Origin of the sequence: Streptomyces cinnamoneus, assembly GCF_014650495.1 — a bacterium.
In the GTDB taxonomy this organism is placed as follows: Bacteria; Actinomycetota; Actinomycetes; order Streptomycetales; family Streptomycetaceae; genus Streptomyces; species Streptomyces cinnamoneus.
In genome coordinates this window covers 35093-58259 of the sequence record NZ_BMVB01000017.1, presented here as the reverse complement: position 1 = coordinate 58259, position 23167 = coordinate 35093, and the positions used below count along the sequence as shown (strand labels likewise).

Here is a 23167-nt window from a genome sequence, read left to right as displayed (position 1 = left end):
CTGCGGGTCGGCGTGCTGGGCGCCGGCCGCATCGGCTCGTTCCACGCCCGCACGCTGGCCGCCGCCGGGGACGTCGGAGAGCTGGTGATCGCCGACGCCGACCCCGCCCGGGCCACCGCCCTGGCCGCGTCCCTGGCCGCGTCCCCCGCGGAGGTCCGCACCGCCGCTTCGGCGCAGGAGGTGCTCGCGGCGAGCGACGCGGTGGTCATCGCCACCGCCACCGCCGCGCACGCGGAGCTGATCACCCGGGCGGCCCGGGCCGGCCTGCCCGTGTTCTGCGAGAAGCCCGTGGCGCTGGACCCGGCGGGCACCCGCGCCGCGCTGCGCGAGGCCGGGGCGGCGGGCATCCTGCTGCAGATCGGCTTCCAGCGGCGCTTCGACGCCGGCTTCCGGGCGGCGCGCGAGGCGCTGCGGGCGGGTGTGCTGGGGCGCGTGCACACCATCCGGTGCGTGAACTCCGACGCCGTGCCGCCACCGGCCGCCTTCGTGCCGCTGTCCGGCGGCCTGATCCGCGACTGCATGGTCCACGACGTCGACACCCTGCGGTGGCTGACGGGGCGTGAGGTGGTGGAGGTGTACGCGCGGGGCTCCAACGGCGGCGCGGCCTTCTTCCGGGAGGCGGGCGACGTGGACACCGCCGCCGCGCTGCTCACCCTCGACGACGGCACGCTCGCCACGGCCACCGCGACCCGTTACAACGGCGCCGGCTACGACGTGCGGATGGAGCTGTCGGGCGAGCGCGACCAGTGGGCCGTCGGGCTCGCCGGGCGGACGCCCGTGACCTCGGCCGAGCCGGACGGCCCCGCGGCGCCCGAACGGCCCTGGCCCGGCTTCCTGGAGCGGTTCGCGGACGCCTACCGCGCGGAGCTGGCGGCGTTCGTCCGGGCCGTGCGGGGCGAGGCGGAGAACCCCTGCCCCGGCGAGGAGGGGCTGCGGGCCCTGCTGGTGGCGGAGGCGTGCGAGCTCTCGCGCCGGGAGAACCGCCCGGTACGGGTCGCCGAGGTGGGCTGAAAACCGCCGCCGACGCGGCGTCACTGCGTCACTCCCGTGTAACGGTCGTCACACTCGCGCCGGGCTTCCGTCACAGAAACCCGACAGACCGCCGTCGCGGTCACTCTCCGTCGTGGCCCGGGGACAGGCTTGCGGTCGAGAACGGCCGCGCCGCAGCTCCCCCAACGGACCCCCTCCGTGGCTGCGGCGCAGCGGAGAGGCGCGAGAGATGGCCGACCGTCGACTCTGGTCCTACAAGGAGATCGCCGCGCACATCGGTGTGCAGACCGACACCGTGCGCTCGTACCGCAAGCACGGGCTGCTCCCCTCCCCCGACCTCACCGAGGGCGGCAGACCCTACTGGTTCGCCGACACCATCCGGACCTGGGTGACCCAGCGGCCCGGCCGCAACGGGCGCGCACGCAGCCGGTCCTGACCCTTCTCCCCGGACCCGCTCCCCCGTCAGAAGAAACCTTCAATCCCTGCCCTTCACCCCCCGGGGAATACCCCCGGGGGGTACAGTGCTGTGGCGTGCCAGAAGGCACGAGCACGACGCTTCCCGAGGAGTACGCCCATGACCACCACCGTCTACAAGGTGACCGGCATGACCTGCGGCCACTGCGAGTCCGCGGTCACCGAAGAGGTCTCCGCACTCGCCGGCGTGACCTCGGTCGCGGCCGTGGCCGCCACGGGCCTGGTCACCGTGGCCTCCGCCGCACCGCTGGACGACGAGGCCGTGCGCGCCGCCGTGGACGAGGCCGGATACGAGCTCACCGGCCGCGTCTGAGCCGTCCGGGCCGGGCCTTTCTTCACGCAATCCCCACAAGTAGGGTCTTGCCCTTTTACGCCCCGTTGCTCCGCGAGACCTAGATCACAGGGATTGGGAGGTAACCATCCCGGGGGGACATTGGTCTAACCAGGCAGTGCTGGATCGTCTTGGGGGACGGACCGGCCACGCGTGGCCGGGGCACGTACCCGGGGAGCTTTGAGCGGCCCTCCCGTACGTACGCGTCCCGGCAGATCGCGTCCGTCCGCTCCTGGCCGGATCCCGTGGGGGGAATCCGCGCCGGGACAGGAAAGCGCCTCGCTCCGACCCGTGGGGGGATCGGAGCCGGGGCGCTTTTCACTTGGTGCCTACACGTACGCAGTGCCCGCGTGTGCGGCCGCGGACACACGACGGCGCCCCGCACCGGTGACGGTGCGGGGCGCCGCTGTTACAGGAGGGGCTGCGCCGGGGTCAGCGCTGCTCGACCGGCACGAAGTCGCGCTCGACGACGCCCGTGTAGATCTGGCGCGGGCGGCCGATGCGGGAGCCGGGCTCCTTGATCATCTCGTGCCACTGGGCGATCCAGCCGGGGAGCCGGCCGAGTGCGAAGAGCACGGTGAACATCTCGGTCGGGAAGCCCATCGCCCGGTAGATCAGACCGGTGTAGAAGTCCACGTTGGGGTAGAGGTTGCGCGAGACGAAGTAGTCGTCGGAGAGCGCGTGCTCCTCCAGCTTCAGCGCGATGTCCAGCAGCTCGTCGGACTTGCCGAGCGCCGAGAGGACGTCGTGCGCCGCCGCCTTGATGATCTTCGCCCGGGGGTCGAAGCTCTTGTAGACGCGGTGGCCGAAGCCCATCAGGCGGACGCCGTCCTCCTTGTTCTTCACCTTGCGGATGAAGGAGTCGACGTCGCCGCCGTTGGCCTGGATGCCCTCCAGCATCTCCAGCACCGACTGGTTGGCGCCACCGTGCAGCGGGCCCCACAGGGCGCTGATGCCCGCGGAGATCGAGGCGAACATGTTCGCCTGCGAGGAGCCGACCAGGCGCACGGTCGAGGTGGAGCAGTTCTGCTCGTGGTCGGCGTGCAGGATCAGCAGCTTGTCCAGGGCGCTGACGACGACCGGGTCCAGCTCGTACTCCGCGGCGGGCACCGAGAAGGTCATGCGCAGGAAGTTCTCGACGTAGCCGAGGTCGTTGCGCGGGTAGACGACCGGGTGACCGATCGACTTCTTGTACGCGTAGGCCGCGATCGTCGGCAGCTTGGCGAGCAGCCTGATCGTGGAGAGGTGGCGCTGCTTCTCGTCGAACGGGTTGTGGCTGTCCTGGTAGAAGGTGGACAGCGCGCTGACGACGGACGACAGCATGGCCATGGGGTGGGCGTCGCGCGGGAAGCCGTCGTAGAACCGCTTGACGTCCTCGTGCAGCAGCGTGTGCTGGGTGATCTCACCCTTGAACGCCGCCAGCTCGTCGACGGTCGGCAGCTCACCGTTGATCAGCAGGAACGCCGTCTCCAGGAACGAGCTGCGCTCGGCGAGCTGCTCGATCGGGTAGCCGCGGTAGCGCAGGATGCCCTGCTCGCCGTCGAGGTAGGTGATCGCGGACTTGTAGGCGGCGGTGTTGCCGTAGCCGGAGTCCAGGGTCACCAGACCGGTCTGCGCACGGAGCTTGCCGATATCGAAGCCCTTGTCGCCGACGGTGCTGTCGACCACCGGGTAGGTGTATTCGCCGTCCCCGTACCGCAGTACTACAGAGTTGTCGCTCACGTCATCCCTCACCGACGTTGTGCCTCTTCTTCGAGGTGCCCTGACTACCCCTACCTTCCCCCATTTGGACGATGTACGTGCACTCGGGGTCGGCCATAGGGCCTAAAGACGGCACTGAGTGCCGTCCAGCCTGCCCATCCTGCCCCCTTCGCCCGGATTGGTAAACCGCTCAGAGACGAATGCCACCTCCGAGGCGGTGATCCAGCGCCGTGCAGCGCCTGCCCGCCGACACCGTCCGCACCGCCTGCGCCAGCGCACGCCGGGACCCGACCAGCACCACGAGGCGCTTCGCCCTGGTAACGGCCGTATAGAGAAGATTGCGCTGCAGCATCATCCAGGCACCCGTGGTGACGGGGATCACCACCGCCGGATACTCGCTGCCCTGCGAGCGGTGGATGGTCACGGCGTAGGCGTGGGCGAGCTCGTCCAGCTCGTCGAAGTCGTAGCCCACCTCCTCGTCCTCGTCGGTGCGCACGGTCAGCCGCTGCTCGACGGCGTCCAGCGCCGTGACCACGCCCACCGTGCCGTTGAAGACTCCGTTCTGCCCCTTCTCGTAGTTGTTGCGGATCTGGGTGACCTTGTCGCCGACCCGGAACACCCGGCCGCCGAAGCGCCGCTCGGCCAGGTCGGGCCGGGCGGGCGTGATCGCCTGCTGCAACAGCCCGTTGAGCGTTCCCGCCCCCGCCGGGCCGCGGTGCATGGGCGCCAGCACCTGCACGTCACGCCGCGGGTCGAGTCCGAAGGTGGCGGGGATGCGCCGGGCGGCCACGTCCACGGTCAGCCGGCCCGCCTCTTCGGTGTCCTCCTCGGCGAAGAGATAGAAATCCTTCATCCCCTGAGTGATGGGCGGCACCCCGGAGTTGATGCGGTGTGCATTCGTCACCACGCCGGACTGCTGGGCCTGCCGGAAGATTCGTGTGAGCCGGACGGCCGGAACGGGGCTGCCCGGGGCGAGGAGGTCGCGCAGCACCTCGCCCGCGCCCACCGACGGCAGCTGGTCCACGTCCCCGACGAGCAGCAGGTGGGCGCCCGGCGCGACGGCCTTGACCAGCTTGTTGGCCAGCAGCAGGTCGAGCATGGACGCCTCGTCGACCACCACCAGGTCGGCATCCAGCGGCCGGTCGCGGTCGTAGGCGGCGTCACCGCCGGGTCTCAGCTCCAGCAGCCGGTGGACGGTGGAGGCGTCGGCTCCGGTGAGCTCGGACAGGCGCTTGGCGGCCCGCCCCGTGGGCGCCGCGAGCACGACCTTGGCCTTCTTCGCCCGGGCCAGCTCGACCACCGACCGCACGGTGAAGGACTTGCCGCAGCCCGGCCCGCCGGTGAGGACCGCGACCTTGCTGGTGAGGGCGAGCCGGACGGCCTCCTGCTGCTCGGGCGCGAGCTCCGCGCCCGTCCGGCCGGCGAGCCAGTGCAGGGCCTTGCCCCAGTCGACGTCCCGGAAGGCAGCCAGCCGGTCGTCCTGGGTGCGCAGCAACCGGGTCAACTGCCCGGCGAGGGAGAGCTCCGCGCGGTGGAAGGGGACGAGGTAGACGGCCGTGACCGGCTCCCCGCCGTCCGGCCCGGGAACCTGCTCGCGGACCACTCCCGGCTCGTCCTCGCCGTCGCCGCCCGGTGCGGCCAGCTCGGCGAGGCAGTCGATGACGAGGCCGGTGTCGACCTGCAGCAGCTTCACCGCGTCGGCGATCAGCCGCTCCTCGGGCAGGAAGCAGTGGCCCTGGTCGGTGGACTGGGACAGGGCGTACTGCAGGCCCGCCTTCACACGTTCGGGGCTGTCGTGCGGGATGCCGACGGACTGGGCGATGCGGTCGGCGGTGAGGAAGCCGATGCCCCAGACGTCGGCGGCCAGCCGGTAGGGGTGGTTGCGGGTGACGGAGATGGAGGCGTCGCCGTACTTCTTGTAGATGCGCACGGCGATGGAGGTGGAGACGCCGACGCCCTGCAGGAAGAGCATCACCTCCTTGATGGCCTTCTGCTCCTCCCAGGCGGCGCCGATGGACTTGGTGCGCTTGGGGCCGAGCCCGGGGACCTCGATCAGGCGCCCGGGTGCCTGCTCGATGACGTCGAGGGTGTCGGTGCCGAAGTGGGTGACGATGCGGTCGGCGATGCGCGGGCCGACGCCCTTGATCAGGCCGGAGCCCAGGTAGCGGCGGATGCCCTGGATGGTGGCGGGAAGGACCGTCGTGTAGTTCTCCACGGTGAACTGCCGCCCGTACTGCGGGTGGGAGCCCCAACGGCCCTCCAGGCGCAGCGACTCGCCCGGCTGGGCGCCGAGGAGCGAGCCGACCACCGTCAGGAGGTCCCCGCCGCCACGGCCGGTGTCGACGCGGGCGACCGTGTACCCGCTCTCCTCGTTGGCGTAGGTGATCCGTTCGAGGACCCCTTCGACCACAGCCAGTTGCACCATGCCCCGACGGTACCGCCGGGGTCCGACAGGGCGTTCGGGCCTGTGGATGGCCGAGATTCCGCTTGGCGCCCGCGCGATGGCGCGGAGGGTGTCCCACGGCGGCGCACATGAGCGGCACACATGATTCGAGGGGCCCGGTCCGACGACCGAGCCCCTCGCGTTCCCCCCGGAACCGGCTTCCTCCGAATCCCCCCGGATCCCTCCCCAGGAAGCCTGATGTCCATAACGACCCTCCAGACCGCCGAAGGGTTGCAGTGATTCCGAGGCGTTACCATTCCTTTACCTACTGTAGGGAACGTCCGTTCACAGCACGTGCGCGCGGTAGCGCTCCAGCACCTCGTCCAGCACCTCCGCGCCCGGCCGCCGCCACAGCGCCGGGTTGAAGATCTCCACTTCGGCGGGGCCCGCGTAGCCCGCCGCGTCGAGCCGCTCCCGGAACCACCGCAGGTCCACGCACCCCTCCCCCAGCTGGCCCCGGCCCAGCAGGACCCCCTCGGGCAGCGGAGTGACCCAGTCGGCGAGCTGGAAGGCCGCGATGCGGCCGTCCCGCCCCGCCCGGGCGAGCTGTCCGGCGACCGTGTCGTCCCACCACAGGTGGTAGGTGTCCACGACCACGCCCACCTCCTCCGCGGGGAAGCGCCCGGCGAGGCCGAGGGCCTGACCGAGGGTGGAGACCACGCAGCGGTCGGAGGCGAACATCGGGTGCAGCGGCTCGATCGCCAGCCGCACCCCGTGCCCGGCCGCGTAGGGGGCCAGCTCGGCGAGGGCGTCGGCGACCCGTTCCCGGGCGCCGCGCAGGTCGCGGCTGCCCGGCGGCAGCCCGCCGGAGACGAGCACGAGGGTGGCCGTGCCGAGGGCGGCCGCCTCCTCGACGGCGGCCCGGTTGCCGGCCAGGGCGGCGGCCCGGCCCGCCGGGTCGGCCGCGGTGAGGAAGCCGCCCCGGCACAGGCTGCTGACGGTCAGTCCGGCGCCGCGCACGAGCCGGGCGGCCGCCGCGGTGCCGTACGCCCGCACGGGCTCCCGCCACAGCCCCACGGCCCGCACCCCGGCGGCCGCGCAGCCCGCCACGAGCTCGGGCAGCGACCACTGGCGCACCGTCTGCTGGTTGAGGCTGAACCGCTCCAGGCCCGTCGTCACCGTTCCACCCCGTGGACGGCCAGCAGGGCGGCCATGCGGGACTCCGCCGCCCCGGGGTCGGGGAACAGACCGAGGGCGTCGGCCAGTTCGTAGGCGCGCGCCAGGTGCGGCAGCGGGCGGGCGGCGTGCAGTCCGCCGGCCATGGCGAAGTGCCCCTGGTGGCCGGCGAGCCAGGCCAGCAGGACGATGCCCGTCTTGTAGCAGCGCGTCGGCGGCGCGAAGAGGTGCCGGGCCAGCTCGACGGTGGGGTCCAGCAGGGCCCGGAAGCCTGGCAGGTCACCGTGGTCCAGGCGCCGCACGGCGTGGGCGGCCAGCGGCCCCAGGGGGTCGAGGACCCCCAGCAGGGCGTCGCTGTGGCCGTGCCCGTCGCCCTCGACGAGGCCGGGGTAGTGGAGGTCGTCGCCCGTGTAGCACCGCACGCCGGGCGGCAGCCGGCGCCGCAGCGCCCGCTCGTGCCCGGCGTCCAGCAGCGACACCTTCACGCCGTCGACCTTGTCCGCATGGGCGGCGACGATCCGCAGCAGCGTGCCGGTGGCGGCGTCGACGTCGGTGCTGCCCCAGTAGCCCTCCAGGGCGGGGTCGAACACCGGGCCGAGCCAGTGGAGGATCACGGGCGCGGCCGTCTGGCGCAGCAGCCGCCCGTACACCTCCTCGTAGTGCTCCGGTCCCGTGGCGAGGGCCGCCAGGGCGCGGGAGCCCATCAGGACGGCCCGGGCGCCCGCCGCCTCCACGACCGCCAGCTGCTCCTCGTAGGCCGCGGTCACGGCCTCCAGACGCCCGTACGGCGGCGTCAGCTGGTCCGTGCCGGCCCCGCACACCAGGCGGCCGCCCACGGCCCGTGCCTCGGCGGCGGAGCGCCGGATCAGCTCGGCCGCGGCCGGCCAGTCCAGCCCCGTGCCGCGCTGGGCGGTGTCCATGGCCTCGGCCACGCCCAGTCCGTGCGCCCACAGGTGACGACGGAAGGCGAGGGTGGCCTCCCAGTCGAGGCCGGCGGGGCCGTAGGGGGTGGTGTTGCCGAAGGGGTCGGCGACGACGTGGGCCGCCGCGAAGAGCGTCCGGCTCGCGGGCGGCGGTCCCGGCGGCAGGGGCGCCGCCGTCCGCCGGGGCTCGTAGGGGCGCAGCGCCCCGGTGGCGTCCGGCAGCCGGATCACGGCGTCGCCTCCGGCACGGTCAGCCGGCGCCCCTCTGCGGAGGAGCGGCGGGCGAGCTCGGCCAGCTGCACCCCGCGGGCGCCCGCGAACAGGTCGAAGCGCCAGGGCCCGCCGAGGACCACGTGGCGCAGGAACAGCTCCCACTGCGCCTTGAAGGCGTTGTCGTCCCGGCCGTCGCCGGGCACCTCGTGCCATTGGGCGCGGAAGTCCTCGCGGGCGGGGGCGTCGGGGTCCCACACGGGCCGGGGGGTGGCCGTGCGGTGCTGGGCGCGGCAGCGCCACAGCCCGGCGACGGCCGAGCCTTCGGTCCCGTCGATCTGCAGCTCCAGCAGCTCGTCCCGGTGCACCCGTACGGCCCAGGAGGAGTTGAACTGGGCGATGGCGCCGCCCTGCAGTTCGAGGACTGCGTAGGCCGCGTCGTCGGCGGTCGCCTCGTAGGCGTCGCCCTGTTCGTCCCAGCGGCGCGGAATGTGGGTGGCCAGTCGTGCCTGGACGGCCCGTACGGGCCCGCACAGCTCGCGCAGGACGTACTCCCAGTGGGGGAACATGTCGGCCGCTATGCCGCCGCCGTCCTCGGCGCGGTAGTTCCACGAGGGCCGCTGGGCGGGCCGCCGGTCGCCCTCGTGGACCCAGTAGCCGAACTCGCCGCGCACGGCGAGCACGCGCCCGAAGAAGCCGCTGTCGGCGAGCCGCTTCAGCTTGCGCAGGCCCGGCAGGAAGAGCTTGTCCTGCACGACGCCGTGCCGCACCCCGGCCTCCTGTGCGAGCCGGGCCAGGGCGAGCGCGCCCGCGAGGCCGGTGGCGGTGGGCTTCTCGCAGTACACGTGCTTGCCCGCCGCGATGGCCCTGCGCAGGGCCGCCTCGCGGGCGGCGGTGACCTGTGCGTCGAAGTAGACGTCGACGGCCGGGTCGGCGAGGACGGTGTCGAGGTCGGTGGACCAGTGCGCGATCTTGTGGCGGGCGGCGAGCGCCTTGAGCCGGGGCCCGTCCCGCCCGACGAGCACGGGCTCGGGCCACAGCACGGTGCCGTCGCCGGCGTCGACGCCGCCCTGCTCGCGCAGGGCGAGGACGGAGCGGACGAGGTGCTGGCGGTGGCCCATACGGCCGGTGACGCCGTTCATGGCGATGCGCAGGGTCCTGACGGTCATCGGCCGGTCTCCTCCCGCCGTCGGATCGGCCGTCTTCGGCACCAAGGGCATTTCCCGCCGGGATGCGGGGAAACCGATGTGCATGAAGCTGGCGTTCTCCACCCTCGGTGTGCCCGGGATGTCCCTGCCCGACGTGGCGCGGCTGGCGGCCGCGTACGGCTACGACGGGGTCGAGCTGCGCGCCCATCCGGAGGAACCGGTGCACCCCGGTCTCTCCCCCGCCGGCCGGGCCGCCGCCGCCCTGGCCTTCGCGGACGCGGGCGTGGCGGTCCTGGCCGCGGCCGGGTACGCGCGCGTGGCCGCACCCGGGCCCGACGGGCCGGTCCTGAAGGAGCTGGAGGACCTGGTCCGGCTCGCCGCGGACCTGGGGGCGCCGTACGTACGGGTGTTCCCCGGCGGCGGGGACCTGCCGGCGGCGGAGGCCGACGAGGTCGCGGCGCGCCGGCTCGCGACGGTGGCGCCGCTCGCGGCGGACACGGGCGTGCGGGTGCTGCTGGAGACCCATGACTCGCACCGCCGGGCCCAGGACGCCGTGCGCATCCTGGGCCCGGTGGGGCACGGCAGCGTGGGCGCGGTCTGGGACGTGCTGCACACCTGGCGGGGCGGGGAGGAGCCCGCCGCCAGCTTCCCGGCCCTGGCCCCCCATCTGGGCTACGTGCAGGTCAAGGACGTCGCCTCGGCGGAGGAGACGGCGCCGCTGCCGCTGGGCTCGGGGGTGCTGCCGCTGGGCGCCTGCGTGGGGACGCTCACGCGGGCCGGCTGGGACGGCTGGCTGTGCTGGGAGTACGAGAAGCGCTGGCATCCGCAGGCGGCCGATTTCCAGCAACTGGCGGGGCCGGGGGCCGAGTACCTGCGGGGGCTGCTGGCCGCCGCCCCGCACGGGAGGTGAGGGCGACGCCGCCCACCAGCAGCACCGCCGCGGACCAGCGCAGCACGCTCACGTCCTCCCCGAGCAGCAGCGCGGCCGAGGACATGCCGAAGACGGGCACCAGCAGGGTGAAGGGGGCGACGGCGGAGGCGTCGTAGTGGCGCAGCAGGAAGCCCCAGGCGCCGAAGCCCAGGACGGTGGAGACCCAGGCGACGAAGAGGACGGCTCCCACGCCGGTCCAGTCGAGCGAGCCGAGCGCCTCGGCGTCGGCGTCCGGCCCCTCGAAGAGGAGCGAGAGCAGCAGCAGGGGCAGCACGGGGACGCAGCTGACCCAGACGATGAAGCGCAGCGCGTCCGGGGGCGCCGCCTTGCGGGTCAGGACGTTCGATACGCCCCAGAATGCGGCCGCGGCCACCACCAGGGCGAAGCCGAGGAGCGACCCGGAGGTGCCCTCGTCGACGGCCGCCACGACGATGCCGGCCAGGGCCACGCCCATGCCGGCCAGCCGGGCCCGGCTGGTGCGTTCGCCCAGGGCGGCCATCGCGAACAGGGCGGTGAAGACCGCCTGGATCTGGAGCACCAGCGAGGACAGCCCGGCCGGCATGCCGGCCCGCATCCCGATGAACAGCAGGCCGAACTTGCCCACGCCGAGCATCAGTCCCACGCCGATGATCCACCGCCACTTCACCGGTGGCCGTCCGACGAAGAACACGGCGGGCAGGGCGGCGGCGAGGAAGCGCAACGCGCAGAACAGCAGGGGCGGGAAGTGGTCGAGCCCCGCGTCGATGACGACGAAGTTGACGCCCCACAGGGCGGCTATGAGGACGGCCAGGACGATGTGCAACGGACGCATGCGAGGAGCATCACGGCTGCCGACCATGTAGCACCAGCACACATTTCTTCATGATGGAGTTCAGCAGCGCTCAAACGACGCGGAGCGCTCGGAGCATGGGGGTGGGAAGAACATGCTGGACCTGTCGCGCCTACGGGCTCTGCACGCCGTCGCGGTGCACGGTTCGGTGAGCGCCGCGGCCGACGCGCTGGGCTACACCCCCTCCGCCGTCTCGCAGTCGATCACCAAGCTGGAGCGGGAGACCCGCACCACGCTGCTCGAACGCCGCGGCCGGGGCGTGGCGCTGACCGATGCGGCGGCCCGGCTGGCGGCCACGGCACAGGAGTTGCTGGCCATGGTCGAGCGGGCGGAGACCGACCTGGAGGAGCGGCGCGGGGTGCCGGCCGGCCGCCTGGTCATCGGCGCGTTCGCCTCCGCCGCCCGCGGCCTGCTGCCCGGCGCGCTGGCCGGGCTCAGCCGCGAGTACCCCTCCCTGGACGCACGTCTGATCGAGGTCGATCCGCACCTGTCCGTCGGTCAGGTGGCCCAGGGCGTCCTGGACCTGACGGTCACCTTCGAGTGGGACATCAACCCGTTGCCCGCGCCGGAGGGGCTGGAGCGGGTGTGGATCGGCGACGACCTGTGCGACCTGCTGGTGCCGGCGGGGCACCCGCTGGCCGGCCGGGAGGGGCTGCGCCACCGGGACCTGGCGCACCAGCGCTGGATCTGCCAGCCGGCCGACACCGTCTGCCACGACTGGCTCGTGCGCACGCTGCGGGCGGCGGGCACCGAGCCGGACCTCGCCTACCAGACGGCCGAGAACCACACCCAGGTCGCGCTCGTGGCGGCCGGCCTGGGCATCGCCCTGATGCCCAGGCTGGGCCGCGGCCCGCTGCCGGAAGGGGTCGTGGAGGTCGCGCTCGATCCCGTCCCCGTGCGGCGCCTGTTCGCCTACTGGCGCACGGGTGCCTCGCGCCGGCCGGCGATCACCGAGACGGTGCGGCACCTGCGTTCCGTGTGGCCCCGGCGCACCGGATGAGCCCCCGCCCGGGCCCCGGCTGCGGAGCCCCGCACCGCCGCCTCCGGCGAACGGGCCGGTGCGCGCGGCCCCGCGGAACCGCTCCGGCGCGCGGCCCGTCACAGCACCGTGCTGCACCGCGCGTCCGCAGAGCGGTGCCGGCCCCGCCGCTGGCCGCGGGGCCGGTCGTCCTCTCCGCCGCCTGCGGCCGGCAGCACGCCGTCGCCGGTGCGTTCCCTCCTGCTGCGCCGGCGGCGGACCGCCCTGTGGACGACGGCAGGGGGCGCGGCCACGCTCCGCGCACCCTTCCGCACGCCTGGCGTGCGCTGGTGGCCATCGGGTAACTCTTGAGGCTCGCACGGCGGTTGGGGGAGATCATGCGCCATCGCGCGCTGCCGGAGGCGCTGTTCGCGTTGGCCGTCCTGTGCGGTGCGTGCGCGCTCACGGGCTGCCACGCCCCGGCCCGGTCCGGCGCGGAGAGCGTCGCCCCGGACGAGGAGGCCGCCCTGTCGCCGGCCCGGGCCGGCCACAGCCCGACGTTCCTGGGCCGAGGTTCGTGCACGGGCCGGGGCCGGCCGGCCTACGAGGAGGTGGACTGCGCGAGCGAGCAGGCCGCCGCGAGCGTCCTGGCCCGCCACTACGGCCCGCAGGCCGGCGGTCCGCGCTGCCCCGAGGCCACCGACTTCGTCCTGCACATCACGGCCGTCAACACCGGCACGTCGGAGTCCGAGAGCGCCCCGGAGGGCTACGCCTGCATGCGCAACCTGCGGCCCCCGCACCCGGGCGACCCCGGCAGGGGCGGCGGCCCGCTGACGGTCGCGGGCGACTGCGTGTACACCGAGCGGCGCGGGGTGGTGAAGGAGACCGCCTGCGAGGGGGCGCAGGGCCCCGCCCCGGAGTTCCGGGTGGAGGAGACGGTCCCCGTCCGCGAGGACTGCCCGCCGGAGACGGACCTGTACGTACAGGTGGGCGGCGGGGCACCCGTGGGGTGCGCCCGCCGCCTGCCCTGAAGGGCGCCGGCCCCGGGGGCCGGGCGCGGCGTTACGGCCGCAGGGTGTTCCGCTTCTCCACCGGCGTGCGGTCGAGCTTGGCGTCGTACGGCGCCAGCGGCTTGGCGTGCTTGTCGTCCTTCTGCACGGCCGCGGGGGCGACGCCCGCCCAGCGCAGGACCTCGGCGGTGGCCACGGCCCGCTCGTCGGCGACGAGGTCGGAGATCTTGCTGCCGTGGTTGCCGCCCGGCGCGTAGAACCGGAAGTCGTGCCGGGCCGCGGCGTTCTTGCCCAGGCGGAACGGTTCGGCACTCCACGGGTCGTTCTGCCCGTAGACGAACAGCATGCGCTTGCTGTCCTCGCGCACCCAGCGGTCGACGTCCGCCATCGCACCGTTGCGGAAGGTCATCGGTATGTCGCGCGGCACGTAGTTGCGCGGCTGGTAGATGCCCGGGTACCGCAGCAGGCCCTTCAGGTGCGGCGACCTGAACGTCGGCGCGCCGAGCTCGGTGCCCGCCTGGTAGTAGTACGGCGTGAACTGCTCCAGGCCCTGGTCGGTGTACGCCTCGAAGCCGGAGATGTCGTCGATGAACTTGTAGAGCTCGTCCGTGGACGCCTTGGTCGCCGGGACGGTCTTGCAGTCGCTCTGCAGGTGGTACTGCCAGAAGGCCCACACCAGGTCGAGGACGACGTTCTCGTATGCCTTGTCGGCGCTGCCGACGACCTTGAACGTCTTCTTGTTGGCGTCGGCCCACTTCTGGTAGCGGGCCACGATCTCGTCGCGGCGCACCAGCGCCTCGCGCTGCACGGACTCCAGCTGCGTGCGGCACGCCTTGTCGCCGACGCCCGCGAAGAACCGGTCGTAGGCGGAGTCCTCGTTGTTGACCACGTCGTTGGGTGCGACGTAGGCGACGGTGCCGTTCATGTCGTTGGGGTAGAAGCGCCGGAAGTAGGTGGCCGTCATGCCGCCCTTGCTGCCGCCGGTGGCCAGCCAGTTCTTGTTGTAGACCGGCTTGAGCGCCTGGAAGAGGCGGTGCTGGTCGCTGGCGGCCTGCCAGATGTCCAGCTTCGACCAGTCGGCGGGCTTGGGCCGCGACGGGGTGAAGTAGCGGTACTCCATCGACACCTGGTTGCCGTCGACGATGCGGGTCGGCTCGCTGCGCGACGGGTTGGTGCTGACGTTGTAGCCGGAGGTGAAGAAGACCGTCGGCCGGTCCGTGGCCTTGTGCAGCAGCGTGAAGCGCTGCTCGAAGGTGCCCTTGGCCGGGTTGCGGTGGTCGACGGGCTGTTTGTAGTTCAGGACGAGGTAGCGGTAGCCCTCGTAGGGCTTCTCCTCGACGAAACTCATCCCCGGAATGCTCAGGATGCGTTGCTTTATGTCCGGCACGGTGTCGGCGGTCGTCGCCGCACCCGCCGTCGCGCCGCCGGCACCGACCGTCCCTATGGACATGGTCAGTGCCAGCAGCGCTCTGACAGCCTTGCGCATGCGCCCTCCCCTGGGTTCGCAAAGGTCGCCGCGAACCTACCGGGGGCAACATCCACCACGCCAGGGGCAGTCGGTTGTGATCTTGGCAGCGCCGTCCGGCGCCGGGCTCAGGCGGGCACGACCTCGCCCTTGAACGTCCGCCACAGCTCCGCGTACCGCCCGTCCTGCGCCAGCAGCCGCTCGTGCGGACCGTCCTCCACGACCCGGCCGCGGTCGAGGACGACCACGCGGTCCGCGCGGGCGGCCGTGGTCAGCCGGTGCGCCACCACCAACGTCGTGCGCCGCCCTGCGAGCCGGTCCGTGGCCTGGTTGACCAGCGCCTCGGTCGCCAGGTCCAGCGCGGCCGTGGCCTCGTCCAGCAGCAGCACGTCCGGGCCGACCAGCTCGGCACGGGCCAGGGCGATCAACTGCCGCTGACCGGCGGAGAGGTTGCGGCCCCGCTCGGCGACCGTGTGCAGGTAGCCGCCGTCCAGGGTGGCGATCATCTCGTGCGCGCCCACCGCCCGGGCCGCCGCCTCGACCTCGGCGTCGCTCGCGTCGGGGCGCCCGTAGGCGATGGCGTCGCGCACGGTGCCGGGGAAGAGGTACGGCTCCTGCGGTACGACGCCGAGCCGGTGACGGTAGCCGACCGGGTCCAGCCCGCGCAGGTCGTGGCCGTCGACCAGAACGGCTCCCGAGGTGGGGTCGTAGAAGCGTGCCACCAGCTTGACCAGCGTCGACTTGCCCGCACCGGTCTCGCCGACGAAGGCGACGGTCTGACCGGCGGGGATCGTCAGCCGGATGCCGGAGAGGGCGGCCTCCTCGTCGGCGCTGCCGTAGTGGAACGACACGTCGTCGAAGACGACTTCGCCGCTCAGTCCGCTCACCGCGCGCGGCTCCCGGGCCACCGGCGTCGTCGTCGGTTCGCGCAGCAGGTCCTGCACCCGGCCGAGCGAGACCGTCGCCTGCTGGTAGCCGTCGAAGATCTGCGAGAGCTGCTGCACGGGCGCGAAGAACAGGTCGATGTAGAGCAGGTACGCCACCAGCGCGCCGGCCGTCAGCGTGCCGTCGCTCACCCGGCCCGCACCCACGATCAGCACCGCGGCCGCGGCCACGGACGACAGCAGCTGGACGAACGGGAAGTACACCGAGATCAGCCACTGCCCGCGCACCCGCGCCTGCCGGTAGGACGCGCTGCGCTCGGCGAACCGCCGGGCGCCCGGCGCCTCGCGGCGGAACGCCTGCACGATGCGCAGCCCCGCGACGCTCTCCTGCAGGTCGGCGTTGACGATGCCGACGCGCTCGCGGGCGAGCTCGTACGCCTTGACGCTCTGGCGGCGGAAGAGGATCGTGCCGGCGATCAGCGGGGGCAGCGTGGCGAGCACGACCAGGGCCAGCTCGACGTCGAGGACCAGGAGGGCGACGAGTATGCCGAAGAAGGTGAAGACGGAGACGACGGCCGTGACCAGGCCGGTCTGCAGGAACGTCGACATGGCGTCGACGTCCGTCGTCATCCGGGTCATGATCTTTCCGGTGAGCTCGCGCTCGTAGTAGTCGAGGCCGAGCCGCTGCAGCTGGGCGAAGATCTTCACGCGCAGCGCGTAGAGCACGCGCTCGCCCGTCCGCCCGGTCATCCGCATCTCGCCGACCTGCGCGGCCCACTGCCCCAGCACGACGAGCAGGGCGAGGCCGGACGCGGCCCACACGGCGCCCAGTGCCAGGCGCTGGACGCCCTGGTCGATGCCGTGCCGGATCAGCACGGGCAGCAGCAGGCCGGCGACCGCGTCGAGGGCCACGAGGAGCAGGCTGACGGCCAGCGGCGCCCCGAAGCCGCGCAACAGGTGGCGCAGGCCGTACGACTCCTCCGGCCGTGCGGCCTGCTCCTCGTCGATGCCGGGGGTGTCGGTGGCGGGCGGCAGGGCGTCCACCGCGGCGAGCAGCTCGGGCGTGGCGGGCATGCCGGCGAGGGCGCCGTGCCCGGGGACGTCGGGGGTCTCCTTGCGGATCCACAGGTGGGGGGTGACGCCGTCGACGACGGGACGGCGGCCGCCGCCGGTGGTGGGGACGGCCGGCGCGGCCGTCCCGCGGGCGTCGGTCAGGACGGCGCCGGCGGGGTCCTTGCCGACTCCGGCGAGCTCCTCGGGGTCCGTCAGCAGCTGGCGGTAGCGCTCGCAGCGGGCCTGCAGCTCCTCGGCGGTGCCGATGTCGACGAGCCGGCCTCCGTCGAGGACGGCGATGCGGTCGGCCAGGGCGAGGGTCGAGGCCCGGTGGGCGATGAGCAGGGTGGTCCGGCCGGCCATGACGCCGCGCAGGGCCTCGTGGATCTCGTGCTCCACGCGGGCGTCGACGGCCGAGGTGGCGTCGTCCAGGAGCAGCAGCCGCGGGTCGGTGAGGATCGCCCGGGCGAGCGCGATGCGCTGGCGCTGGCCGCCGGAGAGGGTCAGGCCCTGCTCGCCGACGCGGGTGTCGTAGCCGTCGGGGAGGGCGGAGACGAAGCCGTCCGCCTGGGCGGCCCGGGCCGCCGCCCGGACCTGCTCGTCCGTGGCACCGGGGACGCCGTAGGCGATGTTGTCGCGGATGCTGTCGGAGAACAGGAAGCTGTCCTCGGGCACGAGCCCGATGGCCGCCCGCAGCGAGGACAGCGTCAGGTCGCGCACGTCGTGGCCGCCGACCTTCACGGCGCCGGAGGTGGCGTCGTAGAAGCGCGGCAGCAGGAGGGCGAGGGTGGACTTGCCGCTGCCGGAGGCGCCCACGACGGCGACGGTCTCGCCGGGCTCGACACGCAGCGAGAGGCCGTCGAGGACGGGGTGGGCGGGGTCGTAGCCGAAGGTGACGTCGTCGAACTCGACCGTGGCGGGGGCGTCCGCGGGCAGCTCGTGCGCCCCGTCGCGCTCCTGCACCACCGGTTCGGTGTCGATGAGCTCCAGGACGCGCTCGACGCCGGCCCGGGCCTGCTGCCCGACCGTCAGGACCATGGTCAGCATCCGTACGGGCGCCACGAGCTGGGCGAGGTAGGTCGAGAACGCGACGAACGTGCCGAGCGTGACCTGCCCGCGGGTGGCCATCCACCCGCCGAGCGCCAGCATGGCGACCTGCCCGAGCGCGGGCACGGCCTGCAGGGCGGGGGTGTAGCGGGCGTTCAGCCGGACCGTGCGCATCCGGCCGGCGAAGAGCCGGCGGCCGACCTCGCGCAGCTTCCCGGCCTCCTGCGCCTCCTGCCCGAAGCCCTTGACGACCCGCACGCCGGTGACGGCGCCGTCCACGACGCCCGCGACGGCGGCGGCCTGCCCCTGCGCGTACCAGGTGGCGGGGAAGAGCTTGGTGCGGCTGCGCCGGGCCAGGAACCACAGGGCGGGGGCGACGGCGAGGGCGACGACGGTGAGCAGCGGCGAGAGCACCGCCATCACGACGAGCGAGATGACGAAGAGGAGGATGTTGCCGATCATCATCGGCAGCATGAACAGCAGGCTCTGGATCAGCTGGAGGTCGCTGGTGGCCCGGCCGACGACCTGTCCGGTGGACAGCTCGTCCTGCCGCTTGCCGTCGAGGCGGGCGAGCGCCGCGTACATCTCGGTGCGCAGGTCGTGCTGGACGTCGAGCGCGAGCCGGCCGCCGTAGTAGCGCCGGACGTAGGTCAGGACGTAGACCGCGACCGCCGCGGCCACCAGGAGGGTGGCCCAGGGGGTGAGGGGACGCTGGTGGGAGCCTATGACGTCGTCGATGATCAGCTTGGGTATGAGGGGGACGAGCGCCATGACGGCCATGCCGGCGAGGGAGGATCCGAGCGCGAGCAGGACCGCGGTGCGGTACCGCCAGCAGTACGACGTGAGCCGCCTGGCCCACCCCTGACCGGTTGTTTCCGTCGCCGCCACCCGAGACCTCCCGCTGCCCCGCTCCCCTGTTCTGACGGAAGGCCCCAACGCTCCGGTCTGCGGATTTCATCCCACCGCAACGAAATCGGCCGGCCGGGTACGGGTCACATGCCCGGTACGTACTGGATGAGCAGGTCGATGAGCTTGATGCCGGCGAAGGGCGCGAGGAGGCCCCCGAGCCCGTACAGGCTCAGGTTGCGGCGCAGCAGCGCGTGGGCGGAGGAGGGGGCGTAGCGCACGCCGCGCAGCGCCAGCGGGATCAGGGCGACGATGACGAGCGCGTTGAAGACGATCGCGGAGGCGATGGCCGAGGTCGGGCTGTGCAGGCCCATGACGTTGAGCTTCTCCAGGCCCTCGTAGCCGGCGACGCCGCCGAACATGGCGGGCACGATCGCGAAGTACTTGGCGACGTCGTTGCAGATGGAGAAGGTGGTCAGGGCGCCGCGGGTGATGAGCAGCTGCTTGCCCACCTCGACGATCTCGATGAGCTTGGTGGGGTCGGAGTCGAGGTCGACCATGTTCCCGGCCTCCTTGGCGGCGGAGGTGCCGGTGTTCATGGCGACGCCGACGTCGGCCTGGGCGAGGGCGGGGGCGTCGTTGGTGCCGTCGCCGGTCATGGCGACGAGGTTGCCGCCGGCCTGCTCCTCCTTGATGCGGGCCAGCTTCTGCTCGGGCGTGGCCTCGGCCAGGTAGTCGTCGACGCCGGCCTCGGCGGCGATGGACCTGGCGGTGCGGGGGTTGTCGCCGGTGAGCATGACGGTCTTGATGCCCATGGCCCGCAGCTCCGCGAAGCGCTCGGCGATGCCGGGCTTGACGACGTCCTTGAGGTGGACGGCGCCCAGCACCCGGGGCCCGTCGGCGTCCTCGACGGCGACGAGCAGGGGGGTGCCGCCGCCGGCCGCGACGGAGTCGGCGATCCACTCGGCCTCGGCGGGGACGGTGCCGCCGCGCCGGGTGACCCAGGTGCCCACCGCGCTCGCCGCGCCCTTGCGGATGCGGCAGAACTCGCCCTCGAAGGAGAAGTCGACGCCGCTCATGCGCGTCCCGGCGCTGAACGGCACGAAGCGGCCGTGCACGAGCTCGCCCTCCGAGCGTTCGATGCCGAACTCCTGCCGGGCGAGCTCCACGATGGAGCGGCCCTCGGGCGTCCCGTCGGCGAGCGAGGAGAGCTGGGCGGCGTCGGCCAGGAGCTCGGCGGGGATGCCCAGGACGGGCAGGAAGGCGGCGGCCTGCCGGTTGCCGAGGGTGATGGTGCCGGTCTTGTCCAGCAGGAGCGTGTTGACGTCGCCGGCGGCCTCCACGGCCCGGCCGGACAGGGCGAGGACGTTGCGCTGCACGAGCCGGTCCATGCCGGCGATGCCGATGGCGGACAGCAGGGCGCCGATGGTGGTCGGGATGAGCGTGACCAGCAGGGCGACCAGCACGGTGATGGTCTGCGGGGCACCCGCCCAGCCGGCCATGGGCTGCAGCGAGACCACGGCCAGGATGAAGATCACGGTGAGCGAGGCCAGCAGGATGTGCAGGGCCAGCTCGTTGGGGGTCTTCTGCCGGTCGGTGCCCTCGACCAGGCTGATCATGCGGTCGAGGAAGGTGTGGCCGGGGCGCGAGGTGATGCGGACGACGATGCGGTCGGAGAGCACGGTCGTGCCGCCGGTGACGCCCGAGCGGTCGCCGCCCGGCTCCCGCACGACGGGCGCGGACTCCCCGGTGATCGCGGACTCGTCGATCGCCGCGACGCCGTCGACGACCTCCCCGTCGCCGGGCACGGTGTCGCCCGCCTCGACGACGACGAAGTCGTACGGCCGCAGGTCGCCCGCCGGGACGCGTTCCTCGGCCCAGTCCCGGCGGTCCATGCTCACCCGCCAGGTGCGCAGCCGGCGTGCCACGGTGGTGCTGCGGGTGCGGCGCAGCGTCTCGGCCTGGGCCTTGCCGCGCCCCTCGGCAACGGCCTCGGCGAGGTTGGCGAAGACGACGGTGAGCCAGAGCCAGACGCTGATGAGCCAGGTGAAGACGGAGGGGGCGAGGACGGCGGAGACCGTGGTGAGCACGGAGCCGGCCTCGACGACGAACAGCACGGGGTGCCGGACCATCACCCGCGGGTGCAGCTTGCGGACCGCCTCCGGGAGCGAGGTGATCAGCTGTCGTGGCTCGACGAGCCCGCCGCCGACGCGGCGGTGGCGGCGGCGTCCGGCGGCCCGGCGCGGTGCCGGGGCCTGCGGTGCGGGGTGCTGTTCGGGTGCTTCGGGCGCCAGGGGCAGCATCAGCGGAAGTGGCCTTCGACGGTCTCGGTGCGGCGGTCGCAACGACCGCCTCAGCAAACCGTCCGGACACGCGGCGTGGTCGCGTCCTGACGCCCCCTTGTCGCGGGCGGGGCCGCACCTTACGTGGCCTTTACGCCGCGGCGTGGCCGCCCGGGGTGCGCGAACGCCGGAGGGGCCGGGGTTCCGGCCCCTCCGGCGTGTGCGGAGCGGAGGTCCGGGGCCACGGGCCCCGGGAGGGCTCAGCCGCGGGCGGCGGCGATCTGCCGGGACATGATCGTCGTCAGCTCGTACGCCGCGTGCGACGCCGCCACCGAGGTGATCTCGGCGTGGTCGTAGGCCGGCGCGACCTCCACCAGGTCCGCGGAGACCAGGTTGCAGGAGGACAGGCCGCGGATGATCTCCAGCAGCTCGCGGGAGGTCAGGCCGCCGGCCTCGGGGGTGCCGGTGCCGGGCGCGTGGGCCGGGTCCAGGACGTCGATGTCGATGGAGATGTACAGCGGGCGGTCGCCCACGCGCTGGCGCAGCTGGTCGGCGATCTCGTCGACGCCGCGGCGCATCACGTCCGCGGAGGTGACGATGCCGAAGCCCATCTTCTCGTCGTCCGTGAGGTCCTTCTTGCCGTACAGCGGGCCGCGGGTGCCGACGTGGGACAGCGCCTCGGTGTCGAGGATGCCCTCCTCCACGGCGCGGCGGAACGGCGTGCCGTGGGTGTACTCGGCGCCGAAGTAGGTGTCCCAGGTGTCCAGGTGCGCGTCGAAGTGCAGCAGGGCGACGGGGCCGTGCTTCTTGGCCACCGAGCGCAGCAGCGGCAGCGCGATGGTGTGGTCGCCGCCCAGGGTCATCATGCGGGCGCCGGTGCCCAGCAGGTCGTCGGCCGCACCCTCGATGGTCTCGACGGCCTCGTCGATGTTGAACGGGTTCGCGGCGATGTCACCGGCGTCCGCGACCTGCGCGAGGGCGAAGGGCGAGGCGTCCTGGGCCGGGTTGTAGGGGCGCAGCAGGCGCGACGCCTCGCGGATGGCGTTGCCGCCGAAGCGGGCGCCGGGGCGGTAGGAGACGCCGGTGTCGAAGGGCACGCCCACGACGGCGACGTCGGCGGTGCCGACCTCGTCGAGGCGCGGCAGGCGGGCGAAGGTCGCCGGGCCCGCGTAGCGCGGAATGCGGGAGGAGTCGACGGGGCCACGCGGTTCACGGGGGGCGGGGGTGCTCATGCTGGGGGCCTCTCGGATCACGGACGGGGCGCCGACGGGTCACGGTCGCGTCAACGTCGGAGCAGCGGCGATGGACGTACCCGAGGGTAGGCAGGGAGGCGGATTCCGCACATGTACGGAACTGAAGGGTCCGGCTTCGCCATATGGACACGGCGTCCATCGCGCACTCCGGGGGAGAATGAGCCCATGCCGATACCACCCAGCCGTACCGAACTGATCGATCACCTCGTCCGTACGCGCATCGCGGGCCTCGTCGCCACGCCCCGCGAGAACAACCTCGACCACTACCGCAGGCTCGCGCAGGGCGACCGGCACTACTGGTTCGGCCTGGAGCTCGGTGACCGCTGGCGGGACGAGCAGGACGTGCTCGCCGTGATGGCGGAGCGCTGTGGCGTGAGCGACGACCTGGACCACCGGATGGGCCAGGACTCGATCGACCCGGAGCTGACCGTGGCCGCGCTGGAGCGGATGGCGGCGTTCCTGCGCAAGGCGGCGGAGGGCCGGCAGCGGGTGCTGTTCGCGACCGGGCACCCGGGCGGGCTGCTGGACGTCCACCGCACGACGGCGGCCGCGCTGCGGGCGGCGGGGTGCGAGGTCGTCTCGATCCCCAGCGGGCTGCGGGCGGACGACGGCTCGGTGTACCAGGTGGCGGACGTGGCGGTGTACGAGCGCGGGGCGACGCTGTGGCACACGCACTCCCCGGCCCCGATGGCCGCGATCCTCGACGGTCTGCTGCGCGAGGGCCGGCTGCTGCCGGACCTGGTGGTGGCCGACCACGGCTGGGCGGGATGCGCGGCCCAGCGCGGCATCGACACGGTGGGCTACGCGGACTGCAACGACCCGGCGCTCTTCCTCGCCGAGGCGGAGGGCACCCTGCAGGTGGCGGTGCCGCTGGACGACCACGTCCTCGACCCGCGCTTCTACGAGCCGATGACGGCGTACCTGCTGGGTGCGGCAGGGCTGGCGGGCTAGGACACGGACTGGGCCGTGCTCCGGGGGCCGCCGTTCCATCCCCGGACGACCAGCCAGGAGCCGCCGTAGAGCACGGCGGCTTCGGCCGCCCGCAGGCCGAGGCCCGACACGACCCTGGCGGAGCCGGTGAGTTCGACGACGTCGGCGTGCCAGAAGAAGAACAGCACGATGCCCAGGGCCAGCACGGCCACCCCTGCGGTGATCAGCAGGACCCTCATCACCATCGGCATCGTGGCTGCGGCGCGCGTCATCGTCGTCCCCTCCCTGAGGGCCGTCCCCCTGACGGCCGGTCACCAGGGTAAGGCGGCGGCTCGGTCGCGTC

The 23167-nt window shown here is 73.3% G+C and carries 17 protein-coding genes and 1 pseudogene; 7 read left to right on the top strand and 11 right to left on the bottom strand.

The annotated features are described in order from the left end of the window. The 3 genes from IE182_RS22355 to IE182_RS22345 all read left to right on the top strand — a co-directional run bounded on the left by IE182_RS22355 (position 1) and on the right by IE182_RS22345 (position 1777). A complete protein-coding gene (locus IE182_RS22355) occupies positions 1 to 1011 on the top strand; it encodes a Gfo/Idh/MocA family protein (protein ID WP_190111721.1) in 1011 nt (336 codons plus the stop codon). Positions 1012 to 1219: 208 nt separating this feature from the next. Continuing rightward, entirely contained in the window at positions 1220 to 1426 is a 207-nt protein-coding gene (locus IE182_RS22350; protein ID WP_190111667.1) for a helix-turn-helix transcriptional regulator, read from the top strand. A gap of 138 nt (positions 1427 to 1564) precedes the next feature. Beyond that, positions 1565 to 1777 (top strand): heavy-metal-associated domain-containing protein, encoded by a 213-nt coding sequence (locus IE182_RS22345; protein ID WP_190111666.1) that lies wholly within the window; start codon positions 1565 to 1567, stop codon positions 1775 to 1777. A 450-nt stretch (positions 1778 to 2227) separates the two neighbouring features. Here the strand turns inward: IE182_RS22345 and IE182_RS22340 are convergent, their stop codons facing one another. The 5 genes from IE182_RS22340 to IE182_RS22320 form a co-directional block, all read right to left on the bottom strand. Continuing rightward, on the bottom strand, positions 2228 to 3517 hold the full coding sequence (locus IE182_RS22340) for a citrate synthase (RefSeq protein ID WP_190111665.1): 1290 nt from the start codon (positions 3515 to 3517) through the stop codon (positions 2228 to 2230). A 169-nt stretch (positions 3518 to 3686) separates the two neighbouring features. Beyond that, positions 3687 to 5921 carry an SF1B family DNA helicase RecD2 gene (gene recD2, locus IE182_RS22335; protein ID WP_190111664.1) on the bottom strand — a complete coding sequence of 745 codons (2235 nt, stop codon included), beginning with the start codon at positions 5919 to 5921 and terminating at the stop codon, positions 3687 to 3689. 303 nt (positions 5922 to 6224) lie between these two features. Continuing rightward, a complete protein-coding gene (locus IE182_RS22330; protein WP_190111663.1) occupies positions 6225 to 7058 on the bottom strand; it encodes a sugar phosphate isomerase/epimerase family protein in 834 nt (277 codons plus the stop codon). Beyond that, on the bottom strand, positions 7055 to 8209 hold the full coding sequence (locus IE182_RS22325; RefSeq protein ID WP_190111662.1) for a dihydrodipicolinate synthase family protein: 1155 nt from the start codon (positions 8207 to 8209) through the stop codon (positions 7055 to 7057). Before IE182_RS22325 ends, IE182_RS22330 begins: the two co-directional genes overlap by 4 nt. After that, on the bottom strand, positions 8206 to 9357 hold the full coding sequence (locus IE182_RS22320) for a Gfo/Idh/MocA family protein (RefSeq protein WP_190111661.1): 1152 nt from the start codon (positions 9355 to 9357) through the stop codon (positions 8206 to 8208). Before IE182_RS22320 ends, IE182_RS22325 begins: the two co-directional genes overlap by 4 nt. Before the next feature lie 82 nt (positions 9358 to 9439). Between IE182_RS22320 and IE182_RS22315 the strand changes: the two are divergent. Next, a pseudogene (locus IE182_RS22315) lies at positions 9440 to 10222 on the top strand (sugar phosphate isomerase/epimerase family protein); the annotation flags it as partial. Here IE182_RS22315 and IE182_RS22310 read toward each other — a convergent pair. After that, on the bottom strand, positions 10104 to 11078 hold the full coding sequence (locus tag IE182_RS22310; protein WP_190111660.1) for an EamA family transporter: 975 nt from the start codon (positions 11076 to 11078) through the stop codon (positions 10104 to 10106). The pseudogene IE182_RS22315 and the gene IE182_RS22310 sit on opposite strands and share 119 nt — an antisense overlap. Before the next feature lie 112 nt (positions 11079 to 11190). Between IE182_RS22310 and IE182_RS22305 the strand changes: the two genes are divergently transcribed. Beyond that, positions 11191 to 12096 carry a LysR family transcriptional regulator gene (locus IE182_RS22305; protein ID WP_190111659.1) on the top strand — a complete coding sequence of 302 codons (906 nt, stop codon included), beginning with the start codon at positions 11191 to 11193 and terminating at the stop codon, positions 12094 to 12096. A gap of 356 nt (positions 12097 to 12452) precedes the next feature. Beyond that, positions 12453 to 13085 (top strand): hypothetical protein, encoded by a 633-nt coding sequence (locus IE182_RS22300; RefSeq protein ID WP_229845018.1) that lies wholly within the window; start codon positions 12453 to 12455, stop codon positions 13083 to 13085. 31 nt (positions 13086 to 13116) lie between these two features. Here the strand turns inward: IE182_RS22300 and IE182_RS22295 are convergent, their stop codons facing one another. The 4 genes from IE182_RS22295 to speB all read right to left on the bottom strand — a co-directional run bounded on the left by IE182_RS22295 (position 13117) and on the right by speB (position 21873). Continuing rightward, positions 13117 to 14550 carry a S28 family serine protease gene (locus tag IE182_RS22295; protein ID WP_190111658.1) on the bottom strand — a complete coding sequence of 478 codons (1434 nt, stop codon included), beginning with the start codon at positions 14548 to 14550 and terminating at the stop codon, positions 13117 to 13119. A gap of 107 nt (positions 14551 to 14657) precedes the next feature. Continuing rightward, positions 14658 to 18401, bottom strand: coding sequence for an ABC transporter ATP-binding protein (locus IE182_RS22290; protein ID WP_190111657.1), 3744 nt, complete (start codon positions 18399 to 18401; stop codon positions 14658 to 14660). A gap of 104 nt (positions 18402 to 18505) precedes the next feature. Next, on the bottom strand, positions 18506 to 20662 hold the full coding sequence (kdpB, locus tag IE182_RS22285) for a potassium-transporting ATPase subunit KdpB (RefSeq protein ID WP_190111656.1): 2157 nt from the start codon (positions 20660 to 20662) through the stop codon (positions 18506 to 18508). Between the two features lie 239 nt (positions 20663 to 20901). After that, positions 20902 to 21873, bottom strand: coding sequence for an agmatinase (speB, locus tag IE182_RS22280; protein ID WP_190111655.1), 972 nt, complete (start codon positions 21871 to 21873; stop codon positions 20902 to 20904). A 186-nt stretch (positions 21874 to 22059) separates the two neighbouring features. On the opposite strand from speB, the gene IE182_RS22275 reads away from it, so the two are divergent. Next, on the top strand, positions 22060 to 22845 hold the full coding sequence (locus IE182_RS22275; protein WP_190111654.1) for a phosphatase: 786 nt from the start codon (positions 22060 to 22062) through the stop codon (positions 22843 to 22845). Here IE182_RS22275 and IE182_RS22270 read toward each other — a convergent pair. After that, positions 22842 to 23096 carry a hypothetical protein gene (locus tag IE182_RS22270; protein ID WP_190111653.1) on the bottom strand — a complete coding sequence of 85 codons (255 nt, stop codon included), beginning with the start codon at positions 23094 to 23096 and terminating at the stop codon, positions 22842 to 22844. The two genes, IE182_RS22275 and IE182_RS22270, sit on opposite strands and share 4 nt — an antisense overlap. Positions 23097 to 23167 lie beyond the last annotated feature (71 nt).